At 52.2% G+C, this 18080-nt stretch carries 21 protein-coding genes and 1 other RNA gene; 20 read left to right on the forward strand and 2 right to left on the reverse strand.

Annotated features, from left to right (window positions below; translation table 11 throughout):
- Nucleotides 1-349: 349 nt before the first annotated feature.
- Both ACYVUV_RS02510 and ACYVUV_RS02515 read right to left on the reverse strand, forming a co-directional pair.
- Complete coding sequence (locus ACYVUV_RS02510; RefSeq protein ID WP_439775808.1) at nucleotides 350-1534, reverse strand: SLAP domain-containing protein; 1185 nt, start codon at nucleotides 1532-1534, stop codon at nucleotides 350-352.
- Between the two features lie 128 nt (nucleotides 1535-1662).
- On the reverse strand, nucleotides 1663-2874 hold the full coding sequence (locus ACYVUV_RS02515) for an SLAP domain-containing protein (protein ID WP_439775809.1): 1212 nt from the start codon (nucleotides 2872-2874) through the stop codon (nucleotides 1663-1665).
- Between the two features lie 219 nt (nucleotides 2875-3093).
- On the opposite strand from ACYVUV_RS02515, the gene ACYVUV_RS02520 reads away from it, so the two are divergent.
- The 20 genes from ACYVUV_RS02520 to tsaD all read left to right on the forward strand — a co-directional run bounded on the left by ACYVUV_RS02520 (nucleotide 3094) and on the right by tsaD (nucleotide 18061).
- The gene (locus tag ACYVUV_RS02520; protein WP_439775810.1) at nucleotides 3094-3372 is read left to right on the forward strand and encodes a hypothetical protein; all 279 of its coding nucleotides are present in this window, start codon (nucleotides 3094-3096) and stop codon (nucleotides 3370-3372) included.
- Between the two features lie 56 nt (nucleotides 3373-3428).
- On the forward strand, nucleotides 3429-6281 hold the full coding sequence (locus tag ACYVUV_RS02525) for a hypothetical protein (RefSeq protein ID WP_484498965.1): 2853 nt from the start codon (nucleotides 3429-3431) through the stop codon (nucleotides 6279-6281).
- A 109-nt stretch (nucleotides 6282-6390) separates the two neighbouring features.
- Nucleotides 6391-6921, forward strand: a complete 531-nt coding sequence (gene pyrR / locus ACYVUV_RS02530) for a bifunctional pyr operon transcriptional regulator/uracil phosphoribosyltransferase PyrR (protein ID WP_439775432.1) — start codon at nucleotides 6391-6393, stop codon at nucleotides 6919-6921.
- Between the two features lies 1 nt (nucleotide 6922).
- Nucleotides 6923-7525, forward strand: a complete 603-nt coding sequence (locus tag ACYVUV_RS02535) for a class I SAM-dependent methyltransferase (protein ID WP_439775431.1) — start codon at nucleotides 6923-6925, stop codon at nucleotides 7523-7525.
- Nucleotides 7525-8034, forward strand: a complete 510-nt coding sequence (gene tadA, locus ACYVUV_RS02540; protein ID WP_439775430.1) for a tRNA adenosine(34) deaminase TadA — start codon at nucleotides 7525-7527, stop codon at nucleotides 8032-8034. The genes ACYVUV_RS02535 and tadA overlap by 1 nt, the downstream gene beginning before the upstream one ends.
- Nucleotides 8035-8046: 12 nt before the next feature.
- An RNA gene (gene ffs, locus ACYVUV_RS02545) (signal recognition particle sRNA small type) lies at nucleotides 8047-8140 on the forward strand.
- A 53-nt stretch (nucleotides 8141-8193) separates the two neighbouring features.
- The gene (gene dnaX, locus ACYVUV_RS02550; protein WP_439775429.1) at nucleotides 8194-10002 is read left to right on the forward strand and encodes a DNA polymerase III subunit gamma/tau; all 1809 of its coding nucleotides are present in this window, start codon (nucleotides 8194-8196) and stop codon (nucleotides 10000-10002) included.
- A 70-nt stretch (nucleotides 10003-10072) separates the two neighbouring features.
- Nucleotides 10073-10402: a YbaB/EbfC family nucleoid-associated protein gene (locus tag ACYVUV_RS02555; protein ID WP_270449056.1), complete on the forward strand. Its 330-nt coding sequence runs from the start codon at nucleotides 10073-10075 to the stop codon at nucleotides 10400-10402.
- A 1-nt stretch (nucleotide 10403) separates the two neighbouring features.
- A complete protein-coding gene (gene recR / locus ACYVUV_RS02560) occupies nucleotides 10404-11003 on the forward strand; it encodes a recombination mediator RecR (RefSeq protein WP_439775428.1) in 600 nt (199 codons plus the stop codon).
- A gap of 1 nt (nucleotide 11004) precedes the next feature.
- Nucleotides 11005-11241 carry a YaaL family protein gene (locus ACYVUV_RS02565; RefSeq protein ID WP_439775427.1) on the forward strand — a complete coding sequence of 79 codons (237 nt, stop codon included), beginning with the start codon at nucleotides 11005-11007 and terminating at the stop codon, nucleotides 11239-11241.
- Nucleotides 11242-11370: 129 nt separating this feature from the next.
- Nucleotides 11371-12009 (forward strand): dTMP kinase, encoded by a 639-nt coding sequence (gene tmk / locus ACYVUV_RS02570; protein WP_439775426.1) that lies wholly within the window; start codon nucleotides 11371-11373, stop codon nucleotides 12007-12009.
- Nucleotides 12010-12020: 11 nt separating this feature from the next.
- Complete coding sequence (locus ACYVUV_RS02575) at nucleotides 12021-12347, forward strand: cyclic-di-AMP receptor (RefSeq protein ID WP_439775425.1); 327 nt, start codon at nucleotides 12021-12023, stop codon at nucleotides 12345-12347.
- Nucleotides 12347-13213: a DNA polymerase III subunit delta gene (locus tag ACYVUV_RS02580; RefSeq protein ID WP_439775424.1), complete on the forward strand. Its 867-nt coding sequence runs from the start codon at nucleotides 12347-12349 to the stop codon at nucleotides 13211-13213. Before ACYVUV_RS02575 ends, ACYVUV_RS02580 begins: the two co-directional genes overlap by 1 nt.
- 15 nt (nucleotides 13214-13228) lie before the next feature.
- Nucleotides 13229-13561 carry a DNA replication initiation control protein YabA gene (yabA, locus tag ACYVUV_RS02585; RefSeq protein WP_050890498.1) on the forward strand — a complete coding sequence of 111 codons (333 nt, stop codon included), beginning with the start codon at nucleotides 13229-13231 and terminating at the stop codon, nucleotides 13559-13561.
- Entirely contained in the window at nucleotides 13561-14424 is an 864-nt protein-coding gene (gene rsmI / locus ACYVUV_RS02590) for a 16S rRNA (cytidine(1402)-2'-O)-methyltransferase (RefSeq protein ID WP_439775423.1), read from the forward strand. The genes yabA and rsmI overlap by 1 nt, the downstream gene beginning before the upstream one ends.
- Entirely contained in the window at nucleotides 14421-15170 is a 750-nt protein-coding gene (locus ACYVUV_RS02595; RefSeq protein WP_484498966.1) for an acyl-[acyl-carrier-protein] thioesterase, read from the forward strand. Before rsmI ends, ACYVUV_RS02595 begins: the two co-directional genes overlap by 4 nt.
- 42 nt (nucleotides 15171-15212) lie before the next feature.
- Nucleotides 15213-15743 (forward strand): folate family ECF transporter S component, encoded by a 531-nt coding sequence (locus ACYVUV_RS02600; RefSeq protein WP_439775421.1) that lies wholly within the window; start codon nucleotides 15213-15215, stop codon nucleotides 15741-15743.
- A 17-nt stretch (nucleotides 15744-15760) separates the two neighbouring features.
- Nucleotides 15761-16483: a tRNA (adenosine(37)-N6)-threonylcarbamoyltransferase complex dimerization subunit type 1 TsaB gene (gene tsaB, locus ACYVUV_RS02605; protein ID WP_439775420.1), complete on the forward strand. Its 723-nt coding sequence runs from the start codon at nucleotides 15761-15763 to the stop codon at nucleotides 16481-16483.
- 4 nt (nucleotides 16484-16487) lie between these two features.
- Nucleotides 16488-17018, forward strand: a complete 531-nt coding sequence (gene rimI, locus ACYVUV_RS02610) for a ribosomal protein S18-alanine N-acetyltransferase (RefSeq protein WP_439775419.1) — start codon at nucleotides 16488-16490, stop codon at nucleotides 17016-17018.
- Nucleotides 17019-17020: 2 nt separating this feature from the next.
- Nucleotides 17021-18061, forward strand: coding sequence for a tRNA (adenosine(37)-N6)-threonylcarbamoyltransferase complex transferase subunit TsaD (gene tsaD, locus ACYVUV_RS02615; protein ID WP_439775418.1), 1041 nt, complete (start codon nucleotides 17021-17023; stop codon nucleotides 18059-18061).
- Nucleotides 18062-18080 lie beyond the last annotated feature (19 nt).

Here is an 18080-nt window from a genome sequence, read left to right on the forward strand (position 1 = left end):
ACCAGCGATTAGATAGAATTCAAATTCAAGGGAAAAAGGAAGTGTCACGATTGCTTAATTATGCCGCTGGTGGGCAGGTACTACTGCCAGTTGGCGGCGTGAGCGTCTGTAGCGGGTAAAGGCAAACAGGGCCAATGAAATCGTGAGTAATTGGGTAAACAGTTTCAGCATAGTTTTTGCCTCCTTTGCTTAGTCGCAAGTTCTTTTGAACTTGTACTGTAAGGATAACGGGCAAGCGTGGTCATTTGATGAACAGCTTGCTAAAAAAAGCTGTGGAAATGCTAAAGAAAAACTAAACGGCAGATCTTTATTGACCTGCCGTTTTTGTCTTTTTTTGCTAAGTTAGCTCTTACTGGAAGCTGGACTTGGTCACGTACTGGCCGACGCCGACGATGTAGTACTTCTTGCCCTTGATTGACACGGCGTTGCCGTAAGTCTGCTTTTGGCTGTATTTCTTCAATACATAATTCTTGTAGCGGACAGCCTTGCCCTTGGACTTCTTGTAGATATAAGCGTTCTTCTTCAAGGTCCGGGTAGTCCCGTCAACGTTTGAAGCAGAGATGAAGGAGTTGTAGCCGGTTTGGTAATACTTCTTATTCTTAATAGTCGTCCGGCCGAAGGTCAGGATTTTCTTGCCTTCAGCGACAGAAGAAGTTGTCTTCTTCAAGTCTTTGCTGTAAACGGCAGAGCTGTGCATGACCGTGATGTAGCGGCCGTCAGCTTTCAAAGCACTAATGTACTGGTCAGTGCCCAGCTTATAGTACTTTTCCCCGCCTAAGATGGCGTAGGCGTAAGCGTAGACCTTTTGGCCCTTCTTGTAGCTGACATCTGTCTTTTCCAGGCTCTGGGTGTAAACATCAGCCGCGTTTTTCAAAGTGATGTAGCGGCCGTCAACGTCGGATGACTGAACATACTTGTTAGCAGTCTTGGAGATCTTATAGTACTTGACGTTTCCCCGGGTCAAAGTCCCGTAAGTGGTGATGCTTGTGCCAGCCTTGATGGCCTTGTCCTTGGTCTTCGCGCCATTTCTGTCGTAAACCGCCGCGGTCCGCTTGACGACTTTTTTAACCGTAGCGGAAGTCTCAGTAACCGTCTCGAAGGCTGAGCCAGGCAGGTCGCCAAAAGTGATGTTGCAGTATGATGGATCGCCGTTGACGTTGATATTTGCGTTTTGCAGGCCGTTCTTGTAGGCAGAGCCGTCAAAGGTTAAGGTCTTCGTCTCACCAATCGCAACTTCATCATTGACCTGGACATAGTATTCGCCCTCGTCGTCAATATTATCTACGTCAATCGACACGGAAGCAATTTTATGGTTCTTGATCGTTACTGTGGCTGAAGGGAAAAAGTTGGAAGGAACATCAATGTTGTTGCCCAGGTTCTCTACAGTGACCATTACCGTGTAGCTGCCATCCTTGTATTCTGTGCTGGTCTTGGTCTTACTTGCTGCCTGGATTGGAGCTGCCTGTGGAATCACGGACAAGGTGGCCGTGGCCAGTGACAGGGCAGTCACGATGGATTTGCTTAGCTTTTTCATGCTTGAATCTTGTCTCCTAATTTATTGAACAATCTATTCTGGATATTAATTTATTATCGTCCTTCTCAAATTAAAAAACAATAAAAAAAGATTCTGCAAAAGCAGAACCTTTTTTAGTATATTCAATTTTAGCGGAAGTTGGACTTAACCACGTATTGGCCAACTGAGATGATGTAGTACTTCTTGCCCTTGATGGTTACGGCGCTGCCGTAAGTCTTGCGGTGGCTGTTCTTCTTCAAGACGTACTTCTTGTAGCGAACTGCCTTGCCCTTGGACTTCTTGTAGATGTAGGCATTCTTCTTCAAAGTCCGGGTCGTGCCGTCAACGTTGGAAGCAACGATGAACTTGTTTTGACCAACTTGGTAGTACTTCTTCTTGTTGCTCAAAGTCGTCCGGCCGAAGGTCAAGATCTTCTTGCCTTCACCATATGAAGAGCCAGTCTTCTTCAAGTCCTTGCTGTAAACAGCCGCACCGTGCTTGACAGTGATGTAGCGGCCGTCAGCGTTCAAAGCGCTGATGTACTTGTTAGTTCCAAGCTTGTAGTACTTTTCCCCGCCCAAGATAGCGTAGGCGTAAGCGTAAACCTTCTTGCCCTTCTTGTAGCTGGTCTTGGTCTTCTTCAAGTCCTTGGTGTAAACGGCAGCAGCGTTCTTTAAAGTAATGTAGCGGCCGTCAACGTTGGAAGCCTTGATATACTTGTTTCCAGTCTTGGAAACCTTGTAGTACTTAGTAGTGCCCCGGGTCAAAGTGCCGTAAGTAGTAATAGTCTTGCCGGCCTTGATTGACTTGTACTTGGTCTTAGCACCGTCACGGTTGTAAACGGCTGAGGTCTTTTGTACCTTCTTCTTGACCACTGCTGAGGTTTCAGTAACGGTTACAGTTGCTGAACTTGGCAAAGCGCTGAAGACAACGTCAGCGCTGAACTTGCTGCCGTTGACCGTGAAAGTGGCGGTCTTAGTGCTGGTTTGGTAAGCACCGGCCGCGAAGGTGTAAGTTACGCTGCCATCCTTGCCAGTGCTGGTCTTAGCCTTGGAACCGTTGATGGTCAGGTCGCTGTAGACCGGGCTGTCCTTGGCCAGGGTGAAGGACACTGAAGAAATCTTCTTGCTCTTGATCGTGACCTTAGCAGCGGCTGCCGTCAAAAAGCTGGCTTCAGTTGAATAAACCTTGCTGCCGCTGTCGTAGAAGCTGGCGGCTACAGTATAGCTGCCATTTACGTATTCCTTGCTGGTCTTGGTCTGAGTAGCTGCCTGGGCCGGAGCGGCTGCTTGCGGAATTACTGACAGGGTTGCGGTTGCCAGTGACAAGGCAGTCACGACAGACTTAGTTAATTTTCTCATTTTGCCTCCTAAGAATTCATGAAATATTCTTTGCACACTAGTTTATTATCGCCCTTATTTTATTAAAAAACAATAGAGCGCTTACCAAAAACTAGGTAAAAAGTGATATTAATTGAGCTGGCCGGTCAATGGTGCTAAAATCAAGCTAGAAAGTGAATATTAAGATAAGAATTCAGTGATTTGCTGTTTTACTTCTGAAAAGAGTAAGGGGGCGTGGCAATGACAAAGAGTCAAGCTAACAAGGCTTACCGCCGGGCACGCCGCAGCCGTCTGCTGGTTTGTCCGAGCGGCAAGCGGGCCTTTAAGACGAAGTTCGATGCCGATCTGTTTCTTTATAAAGAAGAAGTGACCGTTCACCTTCGCGAAATCAACCATGAACACTGGCGGCCGATGCCGATTCGGGCTTACCGGTGCCCTTATTGCAAGAATTATCACGTAACTTCAATGTCGCTGGAGCGCTATGAGCAGCTGCACGGCAAAGAACGGGAGCGGACCTGATGGCCCGCTTTTTTCTTGCTTTTTGCTAAAATATTGGTAAAAGACTGGAGGAAAAAATGAGCCAACTCAATTCATACTTTTACGATATCGAATCTTTGACCAATGCCTTTACCCTGTCTTGCTACCGGCCAGACGACCAGCGGGTCGACATTTATTATATAGTCGATGATCCTGCTTTAAATGACGAAGACAGCCTGGACTTTAAGAAGGCTGCTGCCCAGCGGATCCGGGAGAAGAACCAGAATTTTAAAGGAGAGATCTACTACTACAATCTCCGGACAAGCTCAGCTGCCGCTCGCCTGGCCCAGACCTTTGGCGTCTCAGATGCCCAGTATGTCAATGATCCCCAAGCCCCGTCCTCTTTTCCGGACCAGTTCCGCCCGGTCTGCGATACGGATGAGGGTTACCAGGAAGAAAAGGCGCCGTATTTAATGGGCTACAACTCCAGCAACTATGACTTGACCATGCTGGCTTATTACTTCACCAGAGCCTGGCAGCCTGGCGAAAACGGCAAGCGGGACAGATTTTCAGCCGTGACGGCCAGGGAGATGCGAGACTTTAACGATGAGCTCTTCAGCCGCTATATTGGCAACATGCGCCTGCGCCTCTGGCAGGATAAGACCATGGGCTTAGTTGCCAAAAATTTCCAAATGTCCGGCCGCCACATCGATGTGGCCCAGCTCAATGAGCGGCAAAGACGGGTTGGCCTCAAGCGGCTTTTGGGGATGTTGGGCTGGCAGATTCTGGAAAGTGACAAGTTAAAGCCTGGCCAGGACTACTTGACCAGTCCCGAAGAACTGGCAGATCTCATTGCCTACAATGTCTCTGACGTGGTCAACCTGAAGGAGCTTTTCTGCCATCCTTACTACCAAGGGCAGTTTATTTTGAAAAAGGGCCTCCTGGGTCAGTACCCGGACTTGATCTACCAAGAAGACGGAAGCAGCTACAAGCCTAAAATCGGCCCAGAATTTGTCAGAAAAGACCGCTTGACCATTGATTCTACTTCCGCCAACTTTGCCCGCCGGACTATTTGCCCATATGGCCGCTTAAAAGACGACCGGGCCGTTTCATTTTTGTACCCGGCTGCCAGCGTGGCGGCAATGACCGGGGAAAAGAAGAGGGATATCCTGGAAGAAAGCCGGGACTTTTTCTACAAGCTCTTTGAGGACGAAAACTTACGCAAGAAGTTTGATCGGGTCTATGACTACTACAAGCAGTTTGCTGGCAAGAACTTCAATCCTTCCAAGGAATACCAGGAAGATTACGGCGACCAGGCCCTGCCGGTCAGCGACTTAAGTGAGGTTGAAGACGAAGACACCAACCTTTTCTACTATCAAAAAGATGGTCAGCCGTCGACTTGCTACATTACTTTCTCTGTCGGCGGCCTGCATGGGTCAGAGTACAATAAAGAGCTTTATTTAAAGGACCATGCCCTTTGGGAGAAAAAGCAGGCTGACCTGGCTTATGTACAAAAGCTTTACCCGGATCCCCTGGACCTGCGTAAGGCCAGGGAAGTCACCCTGCCAGACGGCCGGGTGGAAAAGTACCAGACCTTCTTGACCACTAAGGCAACGATCAAGCTGATGGAGCAGACAGATCCGGCCGACCGGGGCCAGTTTTGGCGGGACTTCAGCCAAGATGAACCATCCGTTTTCAAAAAGCAGGGGGGCCGGGTCAGACTGGATGACCGCTACGCCTTTACTTCAAGCGACCTGACCAATCACGAAGACTTTACCTCCTACTATCCAAACATGCTCCGGCGCTTGAATGCTTTTTACAATGACCGCTTAGGTGAAGACCGGTATACGGCAATTTTTGAAAGAAAGCAGGAACTGGACAAAAAGCGGACCGATCCTCAATACAGCGACGAAGAGCGGCGGATGTTCAATATCGAAAGAGAAGGGACCAAGCTGATCTTAAACTCAGCTACCGGGGCCGCTGACCCTAGAGAAGGGCGGGTGCCGTCCTCCATTAGAATGAACAACCGAATCCGGTCCATGCGGATCATTGGCCAGCTCTTCACTTATATGATTGGCCAGGCCCAGACCTATGCCGGAGCCCGGATCGTGTCGACCAATACTGATGGCCTTTACTCAGTCTTAGATGCGGACTTAAACCGGAAGATTCTGGCTAAAGAAGCTGCTGAAATTGGGGTGGAGATTGTCCCGGAAGAACTCTACCTGGTCTCTAAAGACTCCAACAACCGCCTGGAAGCCAGCCCGGATTTGACCAAGGTTCTGTCAGCTTCAGGCAGCCTGGCCTGCCGGAAGGACACCAGCCCGACCAAGTCCCTGGCCCACCCGGCCATTATCGACTGGGCCCTCAGCCGCTATCTGCTGGAAAAAAGAACCGACCTGGCGGCGCCTTTTGACCGTGACCTTGGCCGGCAGATTCTGGAGGAAGCCAAGGAAGCCTTCCCAGACCCGGCCCACCGGCTCAGAATGTTTCAAAATGTCCTTTCAGCCAACCACAGCAAGGAGCGGGCCAACTGCATTTTCGGCCGGGGAGATGCCGGCCAGCTTTTAATCTTGCAGCGCTACAACCGGGTCTTTATCTACCAAGACGGCCTGCCTAAGACGGTCCACCTGTATTCCGCCGCGGCTAAAAAGCTGACCCCGGCCATGCTGAACAAGCGCAAGAGAAGCGGGGAAGCCGTAATTCAGCATGACCAAGAAGCCCTGGCCGTTCTTAAGGCTAACGGCCTGGGAAACTTGGCCAAGGGCCGGGAGGCTGCCGTCCAGAAGATTCCTAATTTGTCACCTGACTGGTCCATGCACGTGGAAAACCGGGCGATCAACCTGCTTGCAGCTGAAGAGCAGGAAGCAATTTTGAACTCGCTTGACTATGACAAGTACCTGGACCTGGTGGCCAGCGCTTATGAAAAGAACTGGCGGAATTTGACTGAATAAGGGCCAGTCTTATAAAATGGTTAGCGATGCTTTTTTAACAGATAAAAGAAACAGCAACTGACACAAAAAGTAGAATAGAAAGAAAAACTACAATACGGAGAGAATAAAAATGAGCAAAAATATCATGGATGAAGCGGGGATCCGCCGGGCTCTGACCAGAATGAGCTACGAAATTGTGGAAAGAAACCAGGGGACGGAAAACCTGGTTTTGATCGGGATCAAGACCAGGGGCTGGTACCTGGCCCAAAGAATCGGTGACCGCCTGGCCAAGATCGAAGACAGCCAGCTGCCAGTTCTGTCTTTGGACATCTCCGCCTACCGCGACGACCTCAGCCGGGAAGAAAAGGCCAAGGCTATCGCCAGCTTTGACACTTCCTTTGACTTGACCGGCAAGACGGTCATCCTGGTTGACGATGTCCTTTACACCGGCCGGACCATCCGGGCAGCCCTTGACGCGATTATGGACCAGGGCCGGCCTGCTAAGATCGCTCTGGCTGTCTTGATCGACCGGGGCCACCGGGAACTGCCGATCCGGCCGGACTTCATCGGCAAGAACATCCCGACGGCGGCCAGCGAGGACGTCCAGGTCCAGGTCAGTGAAATCGACGGCGAAGACGCCGTAAAGATCAGTGAGGCTTAAGATGGCTGAACAATATTTTACTGAAAATCCCACGGCCAGCCATGACGAACATCATGTCAACTACCACCTTAATGGCATTAATTTGAACTTGACCACGGATGCCGGCGTTTTTTCCAAAAACCGGGTCGACTACGGCAGCGGAGTCTTGATTGAACAGATGCTGGACCAGGATTTGCCAGGCGGCAATATCCTGGATGTCGGCTGCGGCTATGGCCCGATCGGCCTTTTTGCCGCTAAAAAGTGGCCAGACCGCCAAGTCGACATGGTTGACGTCAACGAGCGGGCCATGGATCTGGCCAGAAGAAACGCGGCGGCCAATGGGGCAGGCAACGTCAATATTTTTGCCTCAGACCGCTACCAAGAAGTTGCTGGCCAATATGCCATGATCGTGACCAACCCGCCGATTAGGGCCGGCAAAGCCATCTGGTCCAGCATCTTGTCAGAAGCCAAGGACCACCTGTTAGAAGGCGGGATTTTGCTGGTCGTCATCCAGAAAAAGCAGGGGGCACCGAGCGCGAAAAAGCTGATGGCAGCATCTTTTGGCAACTGCGAAATCTTGACCCGGGACAAGGGCTACTACATTTTAAAGAGCGTGAAGAAATAATGTATTCAAGCGAAGAGAAAAAGACCTATATGGAGGCAGCCTTTGCTGAAGCGGAAAAGGCCCGCTTGCAAGATGAGGTTCCCATTGGGGCCGTTGTCGTGGGCCCAGACGGGCAGATCATCGGCCGGGGCTACAACCGGCGGGAGCTGGATGAAGACGGGACGGCTCATGCCGAAATCCTGGCCATTAAGGAAGCCTGCCAAAAGCTTGACTCCTGGCGCCTGATCGACTGCAGCCTCTTTGTTACCCTGGAGCCTTGCGCCATGTGCGCCGGAGCCATTATCAACTCCCGGATCAAGGAAGTCTACTTCGCGGCCATGGACCCCAAAGCCGGCGCTGCCGGCAGCGTGGTTGACCTCTTCAGCGTGGAAAAATTCAACCACCATCCCAAGGTCATCCGGGGTCTTTACAAAGACCAGGGAGCCCAGCTTTTGAAAGATTTCTTCCGGGAAATCCGCCGCAAGCAAAAATTGGCAAAAAAAGCCCAGGAAAATTGCCAAAAGGATTAGTTTAGGTTACAATATTGGTTGGGCAATGTTCGACCTCCGAAGCGTGTCAGGACCGGAAGGTAGCAGCACTAAGGTCGCTTGGGCATGTGCCCTTTATTTAGCAATTAACAGGCTCTTAGCTCTTCGGGGCTAGGAGCTTTTTCATTACGGGGAGAATGTATGGCTTATCAAGCTTTGTATCGCAAATGGCGCCCGCGCACCTTTGATGATGTGGTTGGGCAGGAAGCCATTACCGATACCCTCAAGAATTCACTTATCCGGGGCAAGGTCTCGCATGCCTTTCTTTTCGCCGGCCCGCGGGGGACGGGGAAGACCTCATGCGCCAAGATTTTTGCCAAGGCCTTGAACTGTCTGAACCTGCAAGAGGGCGAGCCCTGCAACGAGTGCAGCAACTGCCTGGCCGCAGACAAGGGGGCAATGCCGGACATCATCGAAATGGACGCGGCCTCAAACAACAGCGTTGACGAAATCCGCGACCTTTTAGACAAGGTCCACTATGCCCCAACTGAAGGCAAGTACAAGGTTTACATCATCGACGAAGTCCACATGCTGTCGATTTCGGCCTTCAACGCCCTTTTGAAGACTTTGGAAGAGCCGCCGGCCAGCGTCGTCTTCATTTTGGCGACGACCGAACTGCAGAAGGTTCCGGCCACCATCATTTCCAGAACCCAGCGCTACAACTTCAAGCGCTTCTCTAACGAAGCCATGGTCAAGCGGATGGAATACATCCTGGGCCAGGAAGGGGTCGAATACGAGGACAAGGCCTTAAAGGTCATCGCCCAGGTCGCTGACGGGGGGATGCGGGACGCCTTGAGTATTTTGGACCAGCTTCTTTCTTTTGAAAAAAGCTCAGTCCGCTACGAAGACGCCCTGGAGGTCACCGGCTTTGCCGCCCAGGAGCAAATAGAAAAGCTCCTTTTGGCCCTCTTAAACGGGGACAGCCAGCAGGCCCTGGACTTGGCTAAGTCTGCCATTCAAGACGGAGCCAGTGCTCAGAACATCTTAAATGAAATCATCAGCCTGGCCGTCCAAGCCATGCTTTATGGCAAAACGGGGCAGGGGGAATTCCTGACGGAAGACTTTGCCCAGGAAATTGCCCAGCAAGGCCCAGACCGCTTCAGCCAGATTATTGACCAGGCTAACGATGCCCTGGGCAGCCTCCGCTTTACCAACCAGCAGCAGATTCCTTTGGAGGTCTTTTTAGTCCAGGCCAGCCAGAAGCGGCAAAATAGCCAGGCAGGTCAGCCAGCCGCAACGCCTTCAGCCAGTGACCCGGCCTTAGAGCGGCAGGTCAAGGTCTTGAAAGAACAAGTCCACCAGCTGACCCAGCAGGTCCAGCAGTTGAGTCAGCGGCCAAGCCAGGGCTTCAGCCCTCGCCATGTCTTCCAGCTCAACCAGCAGCTGTACACGCAAAAGGGCGGGGCAACTGAAGTGGCCCAGCAGGCAGCTGAAAGGCAGCAACAAGCTGAAAATCTGCAGGCCGAGATCACCAGCAGCAAGGAAGAGATCTACGCGGTCTTAAGCCAGGCCACCAAGCCCGGCTTAGCCGAGGCCCGCAACCTCTGGGACCGGGACTTGCCAAGCATGCTGGCCGAACCAGCCAAGACGGTCTTGGGCTTTTTGCAGCCGATCGCGGCCAGCGACCGGGCAGTTCTTTTGTCCAGCCAGTCACGGGCCTGGCAGCTGGCCACAAATCCGCAGGAATTTTTAGCAACGCTGAAAGCTGACCTGGAGCAATTGACCAAGGAGAGCTGGACCATCGCCATCGTTGATGAAAAAGCATGGCCGAAGATCCGCCAGGACTTCATCAAAGAACACGCTAGCCAGCTTCGGGCCAAGGCCCAGCCGGCCCCGGCAGAAGAAGCAGCTCCTGAGCCGCCTTTGCCGGACCAGGCTCCGCCGGAAGATGATGCGGTCGTAAGCAAGGCAGAAGAACTTTTTGGCTCTCTGGCCCAGATCAAGGACTAATATTCGCCAAAAAACTTTTTTCGCGTTAAAATTAAGCAGATAAAAACGAAACAAAAAGGAGATTTTTTTCATGAGCAAGAGACCAGCTTTCCCAGGAATGGGCGGCATGAACATGCAGCAGATGATGAAGCAAGCCAAGAAGCTGCAGGAACAAATGGCCCAGGAACAGGAAAACATCACGACCCAGGAATTCACCGGCAAGGCAGCTGATGACATGGTAGTCGCCACTTTTACCGGCGACCGGACTTTAAAGAGCTTGTCCATCAAGCCGGAAGCTATTGACCCGGATGACCCGGATATGCTGGAAGATCTGGTCATCGACGCCGTCAACAAGGGCTTGAAGCAGATCGACCAGGCAACCCAGCAGAGCCTGGGCAAGTACACGAAAGGCTTGATGTAATTTGCAATACCCACTGCCAATTGCCCGCTTGATCGATTCCTTCATGAAACTGCCGGGCATCGGTGAAAAGACGGCGACCCGCCTGGCCTTTTACGCCATGGACATGCCTAAAGAAGACGTGGACGAATTCGCTCAGTCTTTAGTTGACGTTAAGGAAAAACTGCGTCAGTGCTCAATCTGCGGCAACATCACCGAGCAGGACCCTTGCGCCATTTGCAGCAATCCTGCCCGGGACCGGTCAACCATCATGGTGGTTGAAGAAGCCAAGGACGTGATGGCCTTTGAAAACATGGGCGAATATGACGGCCTCTACCATGTCCTGCATGGGGTCTTGTCTCCGATGGACGGGATCGGGCCGGAGCAGATCAACATCAAGTCCTTGATCGTCCGCCTGCAGAAAAACGATGACGCCAAAGAAGTCATCCTGGCCCTTAATTCCACCCCTGAAGGGGAGTCAACGGCCATGTACATCTCCCGCTTGATCAAGCCGGCCGGCCTTAAGGTCACCCGCCTGGCCGCGGGGCTGGCGGTCGGCTCTGACATTGAGTACGCCAACTTGATCACTTTGAAGCGGGCAGTTCAAGGAAGAACGGAGCTATAGCATGAATAAGCACAGCGACAAAATCAAGCAAGCAGAAGATGAGAAGCTGATGGCTTTGGTGGAAAAGCTGCAGCAGGAAATCAGCCTCAGCAAGGGCCTGGACAACACGACCCTGGACATGTCTGACGACAATATCGTGGCGGACAAGATTTTAAGAGCTGAGTATGCCTTTTTATACGATGAGGCTCGCTACCGCCATGCTTCATATACCGGCGTCACCAACGCCATTTCCCAATAGAAGCGTATTAATCCCTCAATTTCGGGGGATTATTTTTTTGCAATTTTTACCTACTAGATTTAGTGGGAAGTTAACTCTGTAAATACTAGCCTTAGTTCTGTAAAATAGATAGTTAGGAGGCAAGAACAAATGCAAGGTTACTTTATCACTTTTGAAGGTCCCGACGGCGCCGGCAAAACGACAGTGATCAATGAAGTCGTCAAGGCCATCAAGGGCCAGTGCAAGCGGGAGATTTTGGTAACGCGGGAGCCAGGCGGGTCAAAAATTGCTGAAAAAATCCGCGACATCATCCTGGACCCGGCCAACACCGAAATGAACGCCAAGACCGAGGCCCTGCTCTACGCGGCCAGCCGGTCCCAGCACGTCAGCGAGATCATCAATCCCGCTTTAAAGCGGGGAGACCTGGTCATCTCCGACCGCTTCGTCGACTCTTCTTTGGCCTACCAGGGCCAGGGGCGGGGACTGGGGATTGATGAAGTAGCCCAGATCAACGCCTTTGCCACCGGCCACTTGGAGCCGGACCTGACCATCTTTTTGGATTTGGACCCGGCCCAGGGCCTGGCCAGAATCGCCAAGGCCCGGTCAGGCAGTGAAGACCGGCTGGAACAAGAGAAGCTGGACTTCCATGAAAAGGTCTACCAGGGCTACCAGAAAGTCAATCAAAAACAACCGGACCGGATAAAAGTGGTCGACGCGAGTCAAGATTTGCCGCAAGTCGTGGCCGCAAGTGTTAAACTGGTGAAAAGCAGATTTCCAGAATTGTTTTAGGGGGGATCAAGATGAAACTGATCATTGCCATTGTCCAGTCTGAAGACGCCAAGCGCCTGCAGGCAGCTTTTGTCGACAACAATGTCGGCGCCACTAAACTGGCGTCAACGGGCGGCTTTTTGCGTGAAGGCAACACCACCTTCTTGCTTGGGGTGGAAGATGAAGACGTTGAAGACGTTTTAAAGCTGATCGAAGAGCATTCCCAAACCAGAGAAGAAACGATCAACCCTGGCCTGCACCCAGGCATTTCCTTCGAGCAGCCGATTGAACCGGTCAACATCACGGTCGGCGGCGCGACGGTCTTCGTCTTGCCGGTTGACCAGTTCCTCCACTTTTAATGCTGGATTTAAAGCAAATTGGCGGGGCCGAATCCCGGCAGCTCAAGCAAGCCCAGGACCGGGGGCAGCTGTCGCATGCCTACCTGCTCTTGTCAAGCGATGAGGGGGAAGCCTTAAACACTGCCTACTGGCTGATCTGCTACGTGAACTGCACGGGCGAAGAGAAGCCGGACGGAACCTGCCCGGCTTGCCGGCGGATTCTGGAAGGCAACCACCCGGACGTCTTTTTGATCGATACAGAAGAAAACAAGCAGTCGATCGCGATTGATCAGATCCGGCCACTTAAGCAGGAATTAGCCAAAAGCCCCTTGGAAGGCGACCGGCGCTACTTCGTGATCAACCATGCCCAGAAGCTGACCCTGCCGGCCGCAAACGCCCTGCTCAATCTGCTGGAAGAGCCAGCTGCTCCGGTAGTCACTTTTTTGATTGCCAATAATGGCGGGCAGATTCTGCCGACGATCAAGTCCAGGACTCAGATCATCAATTTCAGCCAGCAGGCAGCTTCCAGCAAAGACAGGCTCCTTTTGGCCAATGGCATGAGCCAGGAAGAAGTTGACCAGGTTAAAAGCAGCCAGGAGATCGACCAGGCGGTCAAATACTTTTACCAGGAACTCCGCGAGCATGACTCTTTGGCCATCGTGTCTGCCCACCAGCTGGCGGGCTTGGTTAAAAAGCAGGGGACCAAGGCCTGGGAAAAGTATGTCTGGATTTTGCTCAAGAAATGGGGCGAAAAGGACCTGGCAAAGGGTGACTACCAGGAAGCGGCAGATTTTTTGGCGGACTTAATGCAGGTTGACCGGATGCGGCAGAGCAATGTCGGCTTTTTGAACAATTTGGACTATTTGGCCTTAAAGTGGCAGCAGTAAAGGCAGGTAAGGAAAGTGGACCCATATACTAAATTGCAGCAGCTGCAGCAGCAGATGGAACGCATGCTCAAGAGCATGGACTCCCTGCAGCAGGAGGTGCTGGAGAGCTTGAAGGAAAATACCGAGCTCAAGGTTGAAAACCAGCTTTTGCGCGAGAAGCTGGACAAATTGACGGTTAAAGAACACGAAGGCAAGAGCCAGAGCGGGATGGCCATGCTCAAGCAGATCTACCAGTCTGGCTACCATATTTGCAACATGTACTACGGGACCCACCGTGATCCCAGCGCGGACTGCATGTTTTGCCTAGATATTTTGGATAATTTTGGAAAGAAGTCGGTGCACAAATAATGCAAACGCAACACAGCTACGCGGATGACCAGCAGGGCAAGCTCTATTTGGTGCCTACGCCCATCGGCAACCTGGAAGACATTACGATCCGGGCCAAGCGGATTCTGGAAGAGGCTGACTACATTGCCGCTGAAGACACCAGAACCAGCGGCATCATGCTGGACCGGCTGGGCATTCACAACAAAATGGTGGCCTTTCACAAGTTCAACTCAAAAGAAAAGGCGCCTGAACTGGTCAAGTTGATGCAGGATGGGGCCACAATCGCCGAGATCAGCGATGCCGGCATGCCGGTGATTTCCGATCCCGGCTATATTTTGGTCCAGGAATGCATTAAAAACAATGTTCCAGTCGTTCCCCTGCCTGGCCCGTCGGCTTTTGCCACGGCCTTGATCGCTTCCGGTTTTGACGGGCAGCCTTTTACCTACTACGGCTTTTTGCCCCGCAAGGCCAGCCAGCAGCGGCCATTTTTAGAAGAAATCAATGCTTCAAGAGCTACCTCAATTTTTTATGAGGCACCTCACCGGCTCTTGAAGACTCTGGAACAGATGGCGGAAGTAATTCCTGGCAGCCGGCAGATCGTCTGCGCCAGAGAACTGACCAAGATTCATGAAGAATTCGTCCGCGGCAGCTTGGAAGAAGTCATCCAGCACTTTAAGGAAGTTGATCCCAGAGGTGAGTTCGTCGTTTTGGTGTCGCCAAATACGGAAGAAAAGACCCTGGACTGGACTGACCTGGTAGACATGGTCAAAGAACAGGTAGACCAGGGCGTTTCTAAAAAGGATGCCATCAAGCAGGTGGCCAAGAGCCAGGGAGTTTCTAAAAACGAGCTCTATGACCGCTACCACCAAGAGGGAGCAAAATGAGATATTACAAGGATTACCAGCTGGAATACGCTGACTGCGGGGAAAGCGGCCAGCTGAAATTGCCCAGAATGATCGACCTGATGATGGAAACGTCTGAAGGCCAGCTTGCGCCTACTTCAGGCGGGGCCAGCGCCATGAAGGAGAGGGGCTGGGGCTGGGTAGTCACCCAGTACGAATTTGAATTTACGGACCTGCCCCGGGCCGGGCAAAAGGTCAAGGTTTGGACTGAAGCGGTTGGCTACAACCGTTTTTTGTCCTATCGGGACTTCGGCATTGAGGACGAAGCAGGGAATGACCTGGTCATCGCCCACAGTCAGTGGATTTTGTTTGATTTACAGACCAGAAAGCTTTTGCCAAGCGATGAAAAAATTGCTGGGCAACTGGGAGCACCCCTTTTGGCCAAGATGCCCCGCTTCAAGAAACTGCGGCCAAAAGCCGCTTATTCAGACGAAAAGATCTACCGGGCCTACTACTATGACCTGGATTCCAACCACCACGTCAACAATGCCCACTACCTGGACTGGATCGTTGACAGTCTGCCGCGGGATTTTGTCAACAGCCATGAGCCGAAAAGCCTGGCCATCAAGTTTGAGAAGGAAATCAAATACGGCGATGAAGTTGCCTGCCAGGTTATGCAGGAAACAGAAGACAGCGCTGTCAAGACCTGTCACGCCATCACCCGGCAAGGTGAAGTTATGGCACTTTGTGAGGTAAACTGGCAAAAAATGTGTTTTAATAGAGACTGATTCAGTTGTTTTTGTTAAGCCATTTTTTAGGAGGACAGACTTGTGAAAAGTGAATCAAAAGTAAGCAGCAAGCTGGAGCTGCGGGAGCTGGTCTTGCTGGCCATGGTTATCGCCATCAAGGTGGTTTTAGAGCAGTTTAAGGTTGGGGATGCCACCTTGCAGGTGGGCCTTGGCTTTATCGGCAGCGTCATGCTGGGCTACTTGTTTGGGCCTTGGTGGGGCTTTGCCGGCGGTGCCTTGAGCGACTTGGTATCATCCGCGATTTTTGGCAACCTGGGCGGCTTCTTTATCGGTTATACCTTGACCGCTGCTTTGGGGCCGATGATCTACGGTTTCTTCTTGTACAAAAAGCCCGTTCAAGTTTGGCGGGTCATTGCATCCGTGATCTGCGTCACTGTGATCTGCAACATCGGTTTGAACACCCTTTGGGTCAGCATGATGTACGGGGCCAACTTCATGACAGCCTTGTCCAGCCGGATCCTCAAGGAAATGATCACCCCATGGATTCAAATGGTCGTGGTTTGGTTTGTCCTGGAAGCCTTGTCCCGGGTCAAGCTGAGTAGAAAGTTTTAGGAAATAAAAGTTAGAGAATGAAGATTTTAAGCATTTCGACGGCAACGAGCGATTTGAGCGTTGCCTTGAATGAAGATGACCAAGTGGTCAGCGAAAAGATCGAGGAAAACCAGCGCAACCACAGCGTTGACCTTGATCCAGACATCGCCAGCCTGCTGGAAGAAAACGGCCTGGCGCTAAAAGACATCGACCGTTTCGCGGTAGCGATCGGGCCTGGTTCATATACCGGCCTCAGAGTCGGCTTGACTACGGCTAAGATGTTTGCCAGCATTTTGAATAAAGAGCTGGTCGGGGTCTCAACCTTGCAGGCTCTTGCCCAGAACTTTGCCGGTGAAGATGCCTTGGTTGTGGCGGCATTGGACGCCAGAAACAAGAACTTTTTTGCCGGGGCCTACCGGGGCCGGGAAGCAGTGCTTGCTGACGGCCACTACCACTTAAGTGAACTCTTAAAGCAAGTAGCGGCTCTGCCTGACCAAAAGGTGATTTTTGTCGGCAGCGACTTTGACAAGTACCAGGAAGAAATCGCGGCAGGTCTGGCCGACAAGGACTTGCGCTTGGCTGAAGGGCAGGAAAACCTCCTGCATGCCAGTGCCATTGGCCGTTTGGCGGTAAATTCCCCGGTCCTTGATCCGGACCAGGCTGTGCCGAACTACCTGCGCCGGACGCAGGCTGAGTACGACTGGGCCAAGAAAACCGGCCAGGAATTTGAAGCAGACAGTGCATACGTAGAAGAAGTTTAGACTTATGGGACTATTCTTTAAAGCTGACCTGGTGCAGTTCGCCCCCCGGGCAATCAGCATCAGCGGCCATGAATACTGCTTAAAAAAAGCGGAGGCTGGCGAACTTGCCCGCCTCCTTTTGCTGGAAAAAGAAGTTTATGCCGGCCGCCTGCCCTGGGACGAGGAAGTTTTTGCTGAAGAGCTGCGCCGCCGGGATTCCCTCTACCTGCTTTTGCTTGAGGGGGAATTTTTGGCCGGGGCCATCGGCTGCCGCTTCAGTTTATCTAAGGCCCACATTACCTTTTTGGCGGTGGTGCCCAAAGAGCAAGGGCAGGGGATCGGGAGCTACCTGGTGCAGACAGTTATAGACCTGGCTAGGTCTGCCGACCTCAAGGCGGTTACTTTGGAAGTGCGGGTCGAAAACAAGAAGGCCCAGGAACTTTACCGCCGGCTTGGCTTTGAAGACAATTTTGTCCGCAAGAACTACTACAACAATGATGACCGTCCTGACAGCGACGGTTTGAACATGATCTGCCATCTAAGAAAGAAGAACTGACTGTGAAGGAAAAGAAAGACATTCGCATTTTAGCTTTTGAAAGCTCCTGTGACGAGACTTCGACTGCCGTGGTCAAAAACGGGTCAGAGATCGAAAGCCTGATTGTGGCTACCCAAATCAAGAGCCATGCCCGCTTCGGAGGGGTCGTGCCGGAAGTGGCCAGCCGCCATCATATCGAAGTGATTACCCAGATTACCCGGGAAGCCCTGGAAGAAGCCAAGGTCAGCTGGGAAGATTTGGACGCCATCGCTGTAACCCATGGCCCTGGCCTGGTCGGGGCACTTTTGATCGGGATCAACGCGGCCAAGGCGGCTTCCATGGCTACTGGCCTGCCGCTCATCGGGGTTGACCACATCATGGGCCACATTTCAGCTGCCCAGCTGGTTGAACCGATCGAATACCCGGCCCTGGCCCTGCAGGTTTCCGGTGGCCACACTGAAATTGTTTTGCTGAAAGACCCGACCCACTTTGAAATCGTGGGCGACACCCGCGACGACGCGGCCGGGGAAGCTTATGACAAGATCGGCCGGGTCCTGGGGGTCAACTACCCGGCCGGCAAGACGATCGACCAGTGGGCTCACCAGGGCAAGGACACTTTCGGCTTCCCTAGAGCCATGATTGATGAAGACAATTACGACTTCTCTTTCTCAGGCCTGAAGAGTGCCTTTATCAATACCTGCCACCATGCTGATCAATTGGGGCAGAAGCTGGATAAGTATGACCTGGCGGCCAGCTTCCAGGCGGCCGTGGTGGACGTTTTGGCTGAAAAGACCATGCGGGCTATCCGGCAGTACCAGCCGAAGACCTTTATCATGGGGGGCGGGGTTGCCGCCAACCTGGGCTTAAGAGAACGGATGAACAAGGAAATCGGGGCTTTGGAAAAGGCACCAAAAGTTGTCCTGCCGCCGCTTAAGCTCTGCGGGGACAACGCGGCTATGATCGGGGCTGCCGCTTACAACCAGTACCTGGCCGGCGACTTTGCCGACTTGACCTTGGACGCGGACCCGTCAATGGAACTGCCTTACGCCGAGGAATACAAGTAAAAAGCAAAATAAAATGCAG

This window comes from Lactobacillus sp. WILCCON 0149, from assembly GCF_057197965.1.